Annotated in this window: 13 protein-coding genes; 5 read left to right on the top strand and 8 right to left on the bottom strand. The window is 71.9% G+C overall.

What is annotated here, in order from left to right:
* Positions 1-120: 120 nt before the first annotated feature.
* The 8 genes from GWK16_RS07545 to GWK16_RS07510 form a co-directional block, all read right to left on the bottom strand.
* On the bottom strand, positions 121-513 hold the full coding sequence (locus tag GWK16_RS07545) for a hypothetical protein (protein WP_170053326.1): 393 nt from the start codon (positions 511-513) through the stop codon (positions 121-123).
* An 11-nt stretch (positions 514-524) separates the two neighbouring features.
* Positions 525-2,111 carry an ABC transporter substrate-binding protein gene (locus GWK16_RS07540; RefSeq protein WP_170053325.1) on the bottom strand — a complete coding sequence of 529 codons (1,587 nt, stop codon included), beginning with the start codon at positions 2,109-2,111 and terminating at the stop codon, positions 525-527.
* Between the two features lie 67 nt (positions 2,112-2,178).
* The gene (locus tag GWK16_RS07535; RefSeq protein WP_170053324.1) at positions 2,179-3,765 is read right to left on the bottom strand and encodes an MFS transporter; all 1,587 of its coding nucleotides are present in this window, start codon (positions 3,763-3,765) and stop codon (positions 2,179-2,181) included.
* Positions 3,765-5,618 (bottom strand): amidohydrolase, encoded by a 1,854-nt coding sequence (locus tag GWK16_RS07530; protein WP_170053323.1) that lies wholly within the window; start codon positions 5,616-5,618, stop codon positions 3,765-3,767. The genes GWK16_RS07535 and GWK16_RS07530 overlap by 1 nt, the downstream gene beginning before the upstream one ends.
* Before the next feature lie 14 nt (positions 5,619-5,632).
* Positions 5,633-5,899 carry a XapX domain-containing protein gene (locus GWK16_RS07525; RefSeq protein ID WP_170053322.1) on the bottom strand — a complete coding sequence of 89 codons (267 nt, stop codon included), beginning with the start codon at positions 5,897-5,899 and terminating at the stop codon, positions 5,633-5,635.
* Positions 5,900-5,905: 6 nt separating this feature from the next.
* Entirely contained in the window at positions 5,906-6,742 is an 837-nt protein-coding gene (locus GWK16_RS07520) for an alpha/beta fold hydrolase (RefSeq protein WP_170053321.1), read from the bottom strand.
* Between the two features lie 17 nt (positions 6,743-6,759).
* Complete coding sequence (locus tag GWK16_RS07515) at positions 6,760-7,413, bottom strand: hydrolase (protein WP_170053320.1); 654 nt, start codon at positions 7,411-7,413, stop codon at positions 6,760-6,762.
* 36 nt (positions 7,414-7,449) lie between these two features.
* The gene (locus tag GWK16_RS07510) at positions 7,450-8,427 is read right to left on the bottom strand and encodes an alpha/beta hydrolase fold domain-containing protein (RefSeq protein ID WP_170053319.1); all 978 of its coding nucleotides are present in this window, start codon (positions 8,425-8,427) and stop codon (positions 7,450-7,452) included.
* 135 nt (positions 8,428-8,562) lie between these two features.
* Here GWK16_RS07510 and GWK16_RS07505 point away from each other — a divergent pair, with 135 nt between their 5' ends.
* From GWK16_RS07505 to GWK16_RS07485, 5 genes are read left to right on the top strand one after another with little or no spacing between them, the layout of a single operon-like run.
* Positions 8,563-11,430: a winged helix-turn-helix domain-containing protein gene (locus tag GWK16_RS07505; protein WP_170053318.1), complete on the top strand. Its 2,868-nt coding sequence runs from the start codon at positions 8,563-8,565 to the stop codon at positions 11,428-11,430.
* A complete protein-coding gene (locus tag GWK16_RS07500) occupies positions 11,427-12,587 on the top strand; it encodes a glutathionylspermidine synthase family protein (RefSeq protein WP_170053317.1) in 1,161 nt (386 codons plus the stop codon). Before GWK16_RS07505 ends, GWK16_RS07500 begins: the two co-directional genes overlap by 4 nt.
* 11 nt (positions 12,588-12,598) lie before the next feature.
* Positions 12,599-13,783, top strand: coding sequence for a glutathionylspermidine synthase family protein (locus GWK16_RS07495; protein WP_170053316.1), 1,185 nt, complete (start codon positions 12,599-12,601; stop codon positions 13,781-13,783).
* A 23-nt stretch (positions 13,784-13,806) separates the two neighbouring features.
* Positions 13,807-14,232 (top strand): DUF350 domain-containing protein, encoded by a 426-nt coding sequence (locus GWK16_RS07490; RefSeq protein WP_170053315.1) that lies wholly within the window; start codon positions 13,807-13,809, stop codon positions 14,230-14,232.
* Positions 14,233-14,242: 10 nt separating this feature from the next.
* The gene (locus GWK16_RS07485) at positions 14,243-15,292 is read left to right on the top strand and encodes a DUF1190 domain-containing protein (protein WP_170053314.1); all 1,050 of its coding nucleotides are present in this window, start codon (positions 14,243-14,245) and stop codon (positions 15,290-15,292) included.
* Positions 15,293-15,295 lie beyond the last annotated feature (3 nt).

The raw sequence follows: 15,295 nt of genomic DNA, 5'->3' as shown, positions 1-15,295 counted from the left end.
CGGGGCCCGCGGCCCGCCCCCCCCCCCCCCCCGGCCCCCCCGCGCAGTCATGGGGGAGGGGGGGGCGGGGGGGGGGGGGGGCCCGGTGCCGGTCTCGTCAAGCAGACGCATGCGCGCGCCTCACACCTCGACGCCATACTCCGCGAGATCGGGCGTCATCGCCTCGATGACGAAATCGACGAAGGCGGCCGGGGCGTCGAGGTAGAATTCCCGGTCGGAATAGGCCCCGACCTGCGCGGCGATGCCCCGCGCCTCGAGCCACTCCTGGAGCACCACCAGGTCCTGCTCCGGCGTGTCGCTCAGGAAGGAGACCTGCGAGCGCAGCTTGTCCGCATCCCGTCCGGTCGTGTTGCTGCGGCTGAACTGCAGGTCGATGTTGCTGCCCGGCTGGCGCAGCCAGATCGCGCGTTCCGTCCGCCGCAGCGTCGCGAAGCCGAGGCAGGTCGCGAGCATCTCGACGATGGTGTCGAAATGCTCGCGCGCCAGCCGGTTGGCGACGTGGTTGAAGCGCATCCGACGCCCGGTCAGGCCGGCCGCACGCCCCAGGGATAGGGCATGCTGCCCTTCGCCAGGCCCGTGATGCTGCGCCGATGGGCGGTGCGGATGTAGAACTGGCCGAGCGGGATGGTCGCGACGTCGTCCTGCGCCAGCTTGTTGATCTCGTTCGCGAGACTCCGCTGGCGGTCCGGCTCCCCGGCATCCAGCCAGGCCTGGATCAGCTCCTCGGCACGCGGGCTCGTGTACCAGCCGAACCAGCCATTGGCCCCCGGCCCCTTCACCAGCGAGGAGACCGCCGGGTTCAGGTAGGCGAGGGAGGAGCCATAGGTATGGAAGATGCTCCACCCGCCCTGCTCGACCGGTTCCTTGCGTACGCGGCGCTGCACCACGGTGCCCCAGTCGGTTTCCGCCAGTTCCACGTTCATGCCGATGCGCCGCAGGCGATCGGCGGTGAGCTGCCCATGCGGGCCGATCAGCGGGAAGTCGGTCGGGTTGATGATGACGACCTTCTCCCCCTTGTAGCCCGAGGCCTGCAGCGCCGCGCGGGCGCGGTCGAGGCTGCGCGGCGCGCGGTTGTACTCGGACAGATCCTCGACGCCGAAGGGCGTGCCGCAGGGGAACAGGCTGCGGCATTCGCGCCAGACCGAGCGGTCGCTGCCGAGCGTCGCCTGCATGTATTCCGGCTGGTCCACCGACAGCGCCACCGCCTGGCGGACCTTCACGTCGTTGAACGGCGCCTGCAGGTGGTTCAGCCGCATGATCGACAGCAGGCCGGCCGGATTCAGGATGTCGATCCCGATGTTGCGGTTGCGCTGCAGCGTCGGGATCAGGTCCGAGAGGGGCTGCTCCACCCAGTCCACCTCACCGCTCTGCAGCGCGGCTGATGCGGTCGCAGGGTCGGGCAGGATGTGCCACTCGATGCGCGGGAAATGCGCGACCTTGCCGCCCGAGGCCCAGTCCGACGGCTCTTGCCGCGGCACGTAGGCGTCGTTCTTCGCGTAGACGACCCGGCTGCCCGAGACGAACTCATCCCGCACGAAGCGATAGGGGCCGGAGCCGACGACCTCGGATACCTGGGTATTGGCGTCGATGCGCGCCAGGCGCTCCGGCATGACGAAGGGCACGTTTGCATCGGGCTTGGCCAGCGCGTCGAGCAGCAGCGGGAAGGGCCGCTTCAGCCGGATCTCGATGGTGCGGTCGTCGCTCGCGCCCCAGCGGTCCACCACGCTGGCGAGGATCTGGCCGAAGGGGTCGCGTTTCGCCCAGCGCTCGAGGCTCGCGGCGCAGTCCTGCGCGCGCACCGGCTCGCCGTCGTGGAAGCGCAGCCCCTCGCGCAGACGGATGTGCCAGACGCGGAAATCGGGGCTGACGCTGTGGCCCTGGGCCATCTGCGGCTTGGGCTGCTGGTTGCCATCCACGGCATAGAGCGTGTCGTAGACGTGGTAACCGTGCATCTGCGTGACGATGGCGCTGGTCCAGATCGGATCCAGCGCCGTGAGGTTCGCCTGCGGCACGAAGCGCAGCGTCGCCGTGCGGGCGGGCTGGGCGATGGCGGGCGCGGCGGAGGCGAAGGCTGCAGCGGCGGCGCCCTGCAGAAGCGTGCGACGTTCCATGGCGTTTCCAGCCTTCTCTTTCCCTGGGGCGAGTTGGCGGGAGCCTAGGTGCGCCGATGCGCCGCGGTCAAACCCGCAGACGGGCCGCCAGGCCGATCAGATGCGTCACCCGCGGCGGATCGGCGCCTTCGTGCAGCGCGTTCACCGCCGCCTGCACCGCCTGGTCGGCGATGGTGACCCGCCCATGCTGGCGCATGTGCTCCGCCCAGTCGGTCAAGGTGAACCATTCGACGACGCGCGCCGGATCCGCGGTATCGGTGAAGACGGCCCAGGCGGTCGCACCGTCGCGCCGGCGGATGGCGCCGAGCGGCGCGATGGCACGACGGAAGGCGGCCTGCCGCTCCGGCGCGACGCGGTATTCGACCTGTACCGCCACGGGGCCATGCGCGTGGTCGGCCGCATGTGCCGCATGCGGGTCGGGCCAGTGGCGCGACGGATCGAGCGGTTCCTCGCCCGCCGGCAGCGGCAGCGCGCGTCCCAGCAGCGCAGCCGCCGTCCCGCCGGCCGCGGCGGCCAGCAAGGCCCCGCCGATGCCGATCCAGGACGCGACCTGGCCCCAGGACAGGCTGCCCAGCGCCATCGCCCCCGAAAAGACCGTCAGGTAGACCGCCAGGCCCCGCCCCCGCACCCAGTTCGGCAACACCGCCTGCGTCGCGGCGTTGAGCGTGGTCAGCACCGCGATCCAGGCGACGCCGGCCAGGACGCAGAAGACGACCGCGACGCCGCCGGTCGGCGCCAGCGCCAGCCCGGCCTGCGCCGCGGCATTCGCCAGCGCGCCGGCGAGCATGAGGCCCTCGGCGCCGCCGAAGCGCTCGCGCAGCCAGGGCAGGGCCAACGCCCCGCCCACGGCCCCGGCGCCGATGCCCGCCAGCATGAAGCCGTAAAGCCCTGGCCCACCGCCCAGCGCATGTCGCGCCAGCAGCGGCAGCAGGGCCCAATGGGCAGCGCCAAGCGCGAAGAACACCACCGCCCGCAACAGCACGCGCTGGAGCCCACGCGCATGCAGCGCATAGCGCAGCCCCGCGCGCATCGCGCCAGGCAGGGTCTCGCGCGGGCCATCGGCTTCCGGTGCGACGCGCTTCCACCACAGCAGCGCCGCGATCACCAGCACGTAGCTGAATGCGTCGGCGAGGTAGGTCGCCGTCACCCCCAGCGTCGCGACCAGCAGCCCGCCCAGTGCCGGCCCGATGGCGCGGCTGACATTCACACCCATCGAGTTCAGCGCGACCGCCGCCCGCAGGTCCGCGCGCGGCACCATCTCGGGCACCGAGGACTGCCAGGCCGGCGCGGCGAGCGCCGCCCCCACGCCACCGGCGAGCACGAGCAGGAGCAGCAGCCACGGCGTCATGATCCTGGTCGCGGTGCACAGCGCCAGCGCGAGCGACACCACGCCCAGGCTGCACTGCGCCGCGATCAGCAGCTTCCGGCGATCGAGGAGGTCCGCCAGCGCCCCCGCAGGCAGCGCCAGCACGAAGACCGGCAGCGTGCCCGCCGCCTGCACCAGCGCGACCATGACGGGGGATGGCGCGAGCGAGGTCATCAGCCAGCCCGACCCGACGTCGCGCATCCAGGTGCCGATGTTGCCCAGCACCGTCGCCGTCCACAGCACGGCGAAGACACGATGCCGCAGCGGCGCGAGGGCACTGTCCGCCATCAGAAGGCCCAGCAGGAGCAGCCGAACGCGCCCCAGAAGCCCGCCTGGTCACGCACCGGCGCCTCGAGCCGCGCCCAGGCATGCGCATGACCGTGGACTCCGCAGGCGGCCGCGCAGGCGCAGGCCTCGGCGATCGCGGCCTCGGCGCGCAGGCGGGACTGGTAGCCGCCGAAGCGGCGCACGGGCGACCAGTCCGGCATGGCCGGCGGCAGCGGCGGGGCGAGCGGCGCGAAGTCCTCCGCCCCGTGCACGACGCGGCCGCCGAGGATCGTCAGCACCGCGGCGATGTCCTGGATCTCGTCCTCCGGCACCGCGAAGTAGTCGGCGCCGAGCACCGCGAGATCCGCGAGCTGCCCGGGCGCCAACCGACCCTTGACCGCCTGCTCGCCCGAGAACCAGGCGGAGCCCTCGGTCCACAGGCGCAGTGCGGCCTCGCGGTCCAGCCGCCGGTCCGGCCGCGTCATGCGCAGCCCGCCGATCGACTTGCCGGAGACCAGCCACCACAGCGCGACCCACGGATTGTAGCTCGCGACGCGCGTCGCATCCGTGCCGCCGCCGACCGGGATGGCGGCCTCCAGCATGCGCGCGACCGGCGGCGTCTGTTCGGCAGCGGCGGCGCCGTAGCGCGCGACGAAATCCTCGCCCTGGTAGACCATGCGGTGCTGCACGGCGATGCCGCCGTTCAGCCGCTTCACGCGCTCGATGCTGCGCGGGCTGATGGTCTCGGCATGGTCGAAGAACCAGCGCAGCCCGTCGAAGCCGAGCTCGCGGTCCACCTCCTCGAAGACGTCCAGCGCGCGGGAGATCGTCTCGTCATAGGTCGCATGCATCCGGAAGGGCCAGCGCTTCTCGGCCAGCAGGCGCACCACCGCCTTGAGGTCCGTCTCCATCGCGGCCGGCAGGTCGGGGCGCGGCTGGCGGAAATCCTCGAAATCGGCGGCGGAGAAGACCAGCATCTCCCCCGCGCCGTTGTGGCGGTAGAGATCGTCGCCCTGACCCGGTGCGACCATGCCGGTCCAGCGCGCGAAATCCTCGCGCTCGCCCTTCGGCGTCTGGGTGAACAGGTTGTACGCGATGCGGACCGTGAGATCGCCCTCGCGGTGGAGGGCCTCGATGATCGCGTAGTCGTCGGGATAGTTCTGGAACCCGCCGCCCGCATCGATGACGCCGGTGACGCCGAGCCGGTTCACCTCCCGCATGAAATGCCGCGTGGAGTTCTTCTGGTATTCGGGTGGTAGCCGCGGCCCCTTGGCGAGCGTCGCGTAGAGCAGCCCCGCATTGGGCCGCGCCACCAGCAGCCCGGTCGGGTTCCCGGCGGGATCGCGCTGGATCTCGGCGCCGGGCGGGCTCGGCGTGTCGCGCGTGTAGCCCACGGCACGCAGCGCCGCGGCGTTCAGCAGCGCGCGGTCATACAGGTGCAGGATGAAGACCGGCGTGTCCGGCGCGATGGCGTTGATCTCGTCGAGCGTGGGCAGGCGCTTCTCGGCGAACTGGTGCTCGGTGAAGCCGCCGACCACGCGCACCCACTGCGGTGGCGGGGTGACGGCGACCTGCGCCTTCAGCATCGCCATCGCCTGGGCCAGCGACCGCACCCCGTCCCAGCGCAGTTCCATGTTGTAGTTCAGCCCGCCCCGGATGACGTGCATGTGGCTGTCGATCAGCCCGGGAATGACGCGACGCCCGCCCGCATCGATCAGCCGCGTGTCCGGGCCCGCAAGGGGCATGATGTCCGCCGCCCTGCCCACGGCCTGCACGCGGCCATCGCGGATGGCGATGGCCTCGGCCTCGGGCTGGGCGCGGTCCAGCGTCGTGATGCGGCCATGATGCAGGATCAGGTCGGCGGTCTCGGGCATCGGCGATGCTCCCGTCACGAAGGTGGCGCCCGTTCGTCCCGCGCCACGCGGCCAGGCAGACGCCCCAGCAGATGCTCGCTGCAGCCGGCGAGGCCCAGCGCCGAGCGCAGGCCTTCGCCGGCGATCAGGTGGCGCGCGACGGGCAGGACCTGCTCGCCGATCAGGATGCCGAGCAAGCCCACCAGCGCCACCACCGGCGGCGCGGGCGACCGGACCTGCAGCAGGCTGTAGACGACGCCGACCAGAAGGCCGGCGCCGAGTGCGGCAAGGTACAGCCGCATGACGCGTCAGCCCTGGATGAAGGCCAGCAGGTCGGCGTTGATCGCGTCGGCATGCGTGGTGCACATCCCGTGCGGATAGCCCGGATAGACCTTCAGCGTCGCGCCCTTGACGAGCTTCGCCGACAGCAGCGCGGAATCCGCGATGGGGACGATCTGGTCGTCGTCGCCATGCATCACGAGCGTCGGCACCGTCACGGCCTTCAGGTCCTCGGTGAAGTCGGTTTCCGAGAAGGCCTTGATGCCGTCGTAATGCGCCTTGGCGCCGCCCATCATGCCCTGGCGCCACCAGTTGTTCACCACGCCCGGCTGCGTCGCGGCGCCCGGCCGGTTGTAGCCATAGAAGGGCCCGGCCGGCACATCGAGGAAGAACTGCGCACGGTTCGCCGCGAGCGCCGCGCGGAAGCCGTCGAACACCTCGATCGGCAGGCCGCCGGGGTTGGACGCGGTCTTGAGCATGATCGGCGGCACCGCCCCGATCATCACCAGCTTGGCGACGCGGCCCTGCGGCTGGCCGTGCTTCACGGTGTAGTGCAGCGCCTCGCCGCCGCCGGTCGAATGGCCGACATGCACCGCGTTCCTCAGGTCGAGCTCCTTCACCACGGAAGCCGCATCCGCCGCGTAGTGATCCATGTCGTGCCCGCCGCCGACCTGGGTCGAACGCCCATGCCCGCGCCGGTCATGCGCGACCACGCGGAAGCCCTTGCCGAGAAATAACAGCATCTGGGCGTCCCAGTCGTCGCCGCTGAGAGGCCATCCGTGGTGGAAGACGATGGGCTGGGCGTCCTTCGGACCCCAATCCTTGTAGAAGATCTCGACGCCGTCGGCGGTGGTGACGAAGGGCATGCTGGGGGTCCTTTCCCTCAATGGCCTTCGGCGGCGCCGAACATGGACTTGGCGTAGACGATGCCGAGGCCATAGGCGCCGCCGAAGCGCTTCGCGATTCCGGTGGTCAGGTCGTAGGTCTCGCCACGCGCCCAGTCGCGCTGCAGCTCGAGCAGGTATTGCAGGGAGGTCATCGGCTTCGCGCCGGCCTGCACCATGCGGTCCATCGCGCGGTCATGCGCTTCCGTCGAGACATCGCCGCAGGCGTCGGCGATGACCGTCACCTCGAATCCCTGGTCGATCGCCGACAGTGCCGGCCCGACGATGCACACGCTGGTCCAGAGGCCGGCAAGCACGATGCGCGCCTTGCCGATGGCGTTGACCTGCGCGATCACCGCCGCATCCTCCCAGGTATTCATCGAAGTGCGGTCGAGCATCGCCTGGCCCGGAAAGGCATCGGTGATCTCGGAGAACATCGGACCGGAGAAGCTCTTCTCCGCAACCGTCGTCAGGATGGTCGAGACACCGAATCCGGCGGCGGCATGGGCCAGCAGCGCCGCGTTGTTGCGCAGGTTCACCGCGTCGATCGACTTGGTCGCGAAGGACATCTGCGACTGGAAGTCGATCATGATGAGCGTGTGGTCCCCCGGGGAAAGCAGCAATCGGCCCGGGGTCGGCGTGGCGGTCGGCATGGGGTTCTCCTGTCGGTGCGGGCGCCGGCGGCGCCGCTAGGGTCCGTAGAGCGCCTGGCGCAGCGCTGCGGTCGCCTCCGCGATCGCGCCCCGCGCCGCGGGGGTATCGGCCAGCGCGTTCAGCGCCACGAAATCGTGAATGGTGCCGAGGTGGCGCGTCGCGGTGGCGCGCACCCCGGCCTCGACCAGGCGGCGCGCGTAGTCCTCGCCCTGGCCGCACAGCGGATCGGCCTCCGCGACGATCACCAGCGCCGGCGGCAGGTCGTTCAGCGCCTCGGGCGTCGCAAGCAGCGGGAAGGCGGTCGGCAGCCGGCGACTTGCCGGATCAGGGAAGGCCGCGTCGATATAGCGACAGATCATCGCGCGGTTCAGCCAGGGCCCCGACGCACCGTCGGTCGGCTGCGGCTCGGCCAGGATCGGGTAGAACAGAAGCTGGAAGACGATCTCCGGTCCACGCCGCTGCTTGGCCAGCATCGCCACCGCCGCGGCCATGGTGCCGCCCGCGCAATCGCCGGCGACGGCGATCCGTGACGCATCCAGGCCATGATCCGCCGCATGTGCCGCCAGGTATCGCAAGGTCGCGTACGCCTGCTCGATCTGCGCCGGATAGGTCACTTCGGGCGCCAGGGCATAGTCGACGCAGACCACCACAGCGCCGCTGCCCTCCACGAGGTCGCGCATCAGCCGGTCATGGGTCGCCTTGCCCCCCATGATCCATCCGCCGCCATGCAGGTACAGGATGAAGGGCAGCGGCCGTCCGTTCGCGATCGCGGGCCGCAGGATGCGGATGCCCACCCGCCCCGTGGGACCGACGGGAAGGTCCAGGTCCTCGGTTGCCACCTGCGGCGCATCGACCGGCACGGATTGCAGCCGCGCCAACGCGACGCGCGTGCCGGCGATGTCCGCTGCGGCCATCGGCCCGCTCCCGTCGCGCGCGATCCCGGCCAGGAAGGCAGCCACGGCGCTGTCGAGCACATGGGCGGCGTCGCGGCGGGATGCCTGCAATCCGGTCACTCGCGCGGCCCCTTGTCCTGCAGCACGGCGTGAACCTTCCGCGACCGCGCTTCACGGCGCGAGTTAAGCGATGCAAATCCGTGTTCGCTGACGCAAACTGCGCGCGCAGCGGACAAGGCAGGGAGAACGGCAGGCGTGTCCGGGCGCGTGCTCAGCTTCGGCGGATTCCAACTCGACCCCGATCGTCGCCTCCTTCTGGAAGGCGGCCGGATGGTGCGGGTGGGCAGCCGTGCGCTCGACATCCTCATCGCGCTCGTCGCGCGTGCGGGCGAGGTGGTGCCCAAGGACGATCTGATCGCGCGCGCCTGGCCCGGCACCACCGTCGAGGAAGCGAGCCTGCGCGTCCACGTCGCCGCGCTGCGCAAGGCACTGGGGGACGGGCAGGGCGGCCGACGCCTCGTGATGAACGTGCCGGGCCGCGGCTACAGCTTCGTCGGCACGCTCGACGCGCCGGCCCCGACCACCGCCCCGGTGGAACCGCCCGGCAACACGACGCTTCCCGCACCGCTCACGCGCCTGATCGGCCGGGAGGAGATGGTGCGCGATCTCGCCGCGCATCTGCGGCAGCGGCGTCTCGTGACCATCGTCGGGCCCGGTGGAATCGGCAAGACGACGGTCGCGCTCGCCGTGGCGGAAGACCTCGCCGCCACCTATCCCGACGGCGTGATCTTCGTCGACCTGGCGCCGGTGAGCGACCCGCTGTTGGTCTCGAGCGCCGTCACCGCCGCCCTTGGGCTCGCGATTCGCGCCGAACGGCACACCGAGGGGCTGCTCGCCGCCGTGCAGGGCCGGCGCCACCTCCTCCTCCTCGACAGCTGCGAGCACGTGGTCGAGGCCGCGGCCCACCTCGCCGAGGTGCTGCTGCGCGGCGCGCCCGGCTCGGCCATCCTCGCGACGAGTCGCGAGGCGCTGCGCGCCGAGGGCGAATGGGTGCAGCGCATGCCACCTCTCGGCCTGCCGCCGGCGATCCCGACGCTCACCGCCGCCGAGGCGATGCGCTTCCCCGCGGTGCAGTTGTTCGTCGAGCGTGCCGCCGCGAGCCTCGGCGGCTTCACGCTGACCGACGCGCAGGCCCCGCTGGTCGCCGACATCTGCCGCCGCCTCGACGGCATCGCGCTTGCGATCGAACTCGCGGCCGGGCGCATGGACGCCTTCGGACTGCAGGAACTGGCGACGCTGCTGGACGACCGGCTGCGTGTCCTGATGCGCGGCCGCCGCACCGCCCTGCCGCGCCACCAGACGCTGCGCGCGGCGCTGGACTGGAGCTACGGCACCCTGACGGAACCTGAGAAGGCCATCCTGCGGCGCCTGGCCGTCTTCGCCGGCGGCTTCACCCTCGCCGCGGCGCGCGCCGTCGCCCTGCGGCCCCCGGCCGACGACGCCGGCTTCGAGGACGACGTGGCCTGTCTCGTCGCCAAGTCGCTGATCGCGACCGAAGCGGGCGACCTCGGCGTGACCTACCGGCTGCTCGACACCACCCGCGCCTATGCACGCGAAAGGCTGAAGGACAGCGGGGAGGCCGCTTGCGCGTCGCAATGCCACGCCGCTTTCCACCGCAGCCTGTTCGAACAGGCCGCCGCGGAATGGGAGACCCGTCCCACCGCCGAATGGCTCGGCACCTATGCCCGCCGCGTCGACGATCTGCGCGCCGCGCTCGTCTGGGCCTTCGGCCCCGCCGGCGATCCGGATCTCGGCGTCGCGCTCACCGTCGCGGCCGTGCCGCTGTGGTTCCAGCTCTCGCTCGTCGACGAAGGCATCGCCTGGGCCGAGCGCGCGCTCGCCGCCCTCGGCCCCGGCCAGCCGGCTGACGATCGACGCCGCATGCAGCTGCAGGCCGCGCTGGGCTGGACGCAGATGTACGCGATCGGTCGCGTCGAACGCAGCACGGCGGCATGGCGCGCCGCGCTCGACCTTGCGGAAGCGCTGGGCGACCGCGACTACCAGCAGCGCGCGCTCTGGGCGCTCTGGGCCGACCGCACCAACCACGGCGCCTTCCGCGAGGCGCTTGCCATCGCCGACCGCTTCCGCGCCCTGATGGCCTCGGAGGAGGCCGACGCGACCGACCGCCTGGTGGGCGAACGCATGACCGGCGCCTCGCTGCATTTCCTCGGCGAGCAGGCCCGCGCCCGGGCGCATATCGACCATATGATCGAACGCTACGTCGCGCCGTCGCGGCGGTCGCATGTGGTGCGCTACCAGTTCGACCAGCTCGTCACCGCGCGCATCACCCGCGCGCGCATCCTGTGGCTGCAGGGCTTCCCCGACCAGGCGCTCCAGGAGGTCGAGGCGAGCGTCGCGCGCGCGATCTCGCTGAGCCATACCCTGTCGCTGTGCAACGTGCTCGCGCAGGCGGCCTGCCCGATCGCGCTGCTCGCGGGCGACCATGCCGCCGCAGCGCGGCATCTCGCGCTGCTGCGCCGCCATACGGGGGCGCAGGCGCTCGATGTCTGGCGCGCCTATGCCGACGGGTTCGAGGGCGAGTTCCTCGCCCGCACGGGACGACCTGAGACTGGGTTGCCCTTGCTGCGCGACGCGGTGGAGGAGCTCCGCCGCGCCCATTTCACCCAGTACCTCACCGCCTTCCTCGCCGCGCTCGGCGACTGCCTGATCGCGCAGGGCCAGGCGGAGGACGGCCTCGCCGTCATCGAGGAGGCGCTGGCGCGCTGCGAGGCGACAGGCGAGCGCTGGTGCCTGCCCGAATTGCTGCGCCTGAAGGGGGAGGCGCTCATCGCCCTCGCGCGCCCCGACGCCGGGGCCCTTTTCGAGGCATCCCTGGCGCTGGCGCGTGAACAGGGCGTGCCCGCCTGGGAACTGCGCGCCGCAACGAGCGGCGCCCGCCTGCTCGCCGCCCGGCGCCGCGGTGCGGAAGCGCACGGCCTGCTCGCTCCCGTGCTCGGCCGTTTCACCGAAGGATTCGGGACCGCCGATCTGCGGCGCGGGGCCGAACTGCTCGCGACGTTCGAGGCGCCAGCCGCCAAGGCCCCGCGCCGCGCCGCGCGATGACCGCGCTCGCCATCGCCCGTCGCACGCTGCGACGCGACGACGCCTTCCCGCGGCGCGCCGAAGCGCTCGGCTTCACCTTCCACACCCCGGACGGCCGCGAATACTGGGCGCGCGACGCCTGCTACGCGGTCACGCCCGAAGCCGTCACGACGATGGAGGCGGCCGCGCGCGAGTTGAACGGCATGATCGCCGCGGCCGTCGACCGCGTCGTCGCGCGCGGCGACTACGCGGCCTTCGGTTTCACCCCGCGCCTCGCTGCGCTCGTCGAGGAATCCCATCGTCTCGAGGAACCCTCGCTCTACGGCCGCTTCGACTTCCGCCTCGATCCCGCCGACGGCTCGGTCAAACTGTACGAGTTCAACGCCGAGACGCCCGCCGCGCTGCTCGAGGCCGCGACGGTGCAACTGGCCTGGTTCGAGGAATCCCCCGACGCGCCCGGCAGCGACCAGTGGAACGCGATCGACGACGCGCTGGTCGCGCGCTGGCCGCGGATGGGTCTGCCACACCTGATCCACTTCGCCGCCGAACGCGACCGCGAGGACGAGATCGCCCAGGTCGCCTACCTCATGGCCACCGCCCGCGCCGCGGGGCACGAGGCCGAATTCCTGCCCGTCGACGACATCTCCTGGCAGGCCGAGACCGGCTTCGTCACGCCGGACGGCGCCCCGCTCGCCGCCTGCTTCAAGCTCTATCCCTGGGACTGGCTCGATGCCGAGGAAGGCGGCCGGCTGCTGCCGCTCGGCCGCACGCGCTGGATCGAACCGGCGCGGCGGATGCTGCACGCGAGCAAGGCGATCCTCGTCACACTCTGGGAGATGTTCCCGCGCCATCCTCTGCTGCTGCCCGCCTCGCTCGACCGCGCGGCGATCGATGGGCCGGCCATCGGCAAGCCGGCGCTGGGGCTCGAAGGATGGGGCATGACGGTCGAGGGGACCGCGCGGGATGAATCGACCGAGGTCGCGGAAGGTTTGCCCCCCTCGCCCACCATCTGGCAACAATGGGCGCCGCTGCCGGGACACACGACGCCGAAGGGCCTCGCCTATCCCGTCATGGGCGTCTGGATGGTCGGCGACGAACCGGCCGGCCTCGGGATCCGGGAGGGGGACGACAGGGTGACGACCTTCGAGGACCGCTTCGTGCCGCACGTCATCCTGTAGACGCGGCCGCCATGCCCTATCCGCCCTTCCGGCGCGAACCTGTGACGACGCCCTCGCTCTTCGAGGGGCGGCTGCGTGAGCTCGGCCTCAACGTCCCGAACCCCGATGGCGAACCGTGGTGGGTGACGGATGCGGCCTATGTGATCGACGCTGCGGCGTCGGATGCGCTGCTCGAGGCCGCCAAGGGCATCCAGGCGCGCTGCTACCAGGCGGTCGAGGAACTCGTCGCCTCGGGCGACTACGCCTATTTCGGCATCCAGAGCCCCGCGATGCAGGACGCCATCGCGCAATCCTGGCGCAGCAAGGATGCCCCGCTCTACGGGCGGATGGATTTCTCCTTCGCGCCCGACGGCACGCCCATGCTGACGGACTACGAGGCGGATTCGCCCTTCGGCCTCGCCGAGGCGTCCTTCGTGCAGTGGGAATGGTTCGAATCCTGGCAGTCGGCCAGCGGCCGGAGCGGGGATTCGCAGGAGAACCTGCTCTACGAGAAGCTGTCCGAGCACATCCCGCAGATCGGCCTGCCCGCGCGCTTCATGATCGCCTGCGGCGGCGCGACGGAGGCGAACGGCCGTCCCGCCGACACCACCGAACGCTTCGACGCCGAATACCTCGCGGAGATCGCGGGCAAGACGAACCTCGCCGCGCGCATCTGCTCGATCGAGCAGGTCGGCTGGGACGCCGACGCCCAGCGCTTCACCGACGACCGCGACGAACCCCAGGATGCGATGATCAAGATCTACCCCTGGGACTGGATGGAGGACGAGCCGAACGTCGAGGTCCTGCCGCGGTCGCGCACCCGCATCTATCCCGGCGCCTGGGTAAGGCTGCTCGCCGACAAGACCATGATGGCCCTCCTCTGGCACATGTTCCCCGGCGCGCCGAACCTGCTGCCGACCTTCCTCGACCGTCCGCCGCAAGGCGAGGTCGTGGCCAAGCCCCGCCGCGGCTGGGATGGGGAGCACGTCTTCCTCCCCGGCCAGCCGATCGGCGCGGTGCCGGAGGCCGAGGTCGGACCGCTGCTCTACCAGGCCCATTGCCCGCTGCCGGTCTTCCCCTCGGCGCGCGGCCAGGTGCATTGCGCGGCCTCGGTCTGGATGGTCGGCGGGCAGCCGGCCGGCCTGTCCTTCCGCGAATCGCGCGGGCCCGTCACCGGCCCGGCCGCGCGCTTCGTGCCCCATATCCTGCGCGGCTGACGCGCCAAGAAGGAACGACCGGGATGACCGCCGCCGAGATCCTCGCTCATTTTCCCGCCACCCTGCTCAGCTTTCTCGTCGCCTTCTCGCTCGGCGCGGCGTTCTGGGTGGCGGGCCTCGTCATCGTCTCGCTCGTCACACCACAGAAGGAACTGGAGCTGCTGCGCGCGGGGAACCTGCCCTGCGCGCTGGCCTTCGGCGGCAAGGCCGTCGGCATGGTGCTGCCGATCGCGGCGGTGGCGCGCTCGGCGGCCGGGCCGCTCGACCAGGTGATCTGGTGCATCGTCGCCATCGCGGTGCAGCTGCTCGCGCATCTCGTGCTGACCACGCTGCTCGCGGGCCGGCTGAAGCAGGAGATCGAGGAGGACAAGGTCGGTGGTGCGGCGGTCTTCATCGCCTTCATGCAGGTCGGCGCCGGGATCCTGAACAATGCCGTCATGTCCGGCTGAAACGGCCGGCGTGGCCCGGCGCCGCTCCCGCACCGTGCGGGCCGCGGCGCTGGTCACGCTCGGCATCGGCGCGACCGCCTGCGACGAAGCGCCGCCGCCTGACCTGCCGGGCCAGACGGAAGCGCGGCTCGATGCCTGCCGCGCCGCGCATCGCCGCCTCGGCGAGGACCCCGCGCGCTGCGACGTGCTCGAACAGGTGATCGCGCGCGAACAGGCCGCGACGCGCCCGCAATTCACCACCGTCGCGGCCTGCGAGGCGACCTTCGGCCGCGGCGCCTGCGAGGGCGAGACCCTCGCCGCCACCGGCCCCAACTGGCGCCCCGTGCTGGCGGGCTGGACCAACGCGCCGGGGGACCAGCGGACGCTCGAACCGGTCCTGCAGGACCGCGCCGCGCGCTACTGGGCGCTGCCCGCCCCGGTGCAGCAGGCCGGCGCCGCCCTCGCGACGCAGCCCGCCCCGCGCAACGTACAGGCGGCGCAGGTCTCCAGCGGCGCCTCCACCCCGCCGGCGCTGACCTTCGCCTATCTCCGCCTCGCCCCGATCTACCCGGACGAGGCGACCTGCAGCGCCGAATGGCAGGCCTGCGAGCGCAGCCCCGTGCCGCTGCCCAACCGCTTCGCGACGCAGGACAGCTGCCGCGCCGCCTGGGGCCAGTGCGTCGAGGTGGAACTGCCCGAAAGCGCGCTGACCATGACGGTGGCCGAGACCGTGCCGCCGGCCGCCACCAGCGGTTCCACCGGCATCGCATCGTGGGCCGGGTGGTGGATCGGATACAATGCGGGCTACCGCCGGACCTATGCCGGCATCGGGCCGCGCTACCAGGGCTGGACCTGGACGGCCGACCGTCAGCCCACCGCCGCCTATCGACCGGCCAGCGGCACCGGTCCGCTGCAGGCCTGGGACAGCGGGACACGGCGCCTCGCCCCCGCCGGCCGGATGGCGGTCTATTCCGGCGGCTCAGGGTCGCGGGTGAGCGGCACCACCGTCTCCCGCCCCGCCTCCACCATCTCCCGCGCAGGCTTCGGCTCGACGGGCCGCGCCTATTCCTCGGGGGGCTGAGCG

It is taken from the genome of Neoroseomonas marina (assembly GCF_012927745.1).
GTDB lineage: Bacteria > Pseudomonadota > Alphaproteobacteria > Acetobacterales > Acetobacteraceae > Neoroseomonas > Neoroseomonas marina.
The sequence above is the reverse complement of the archived record's forward strand: the minus strand, read 5'-3'. Positions and strand labels throughout refer to the sequence as shown.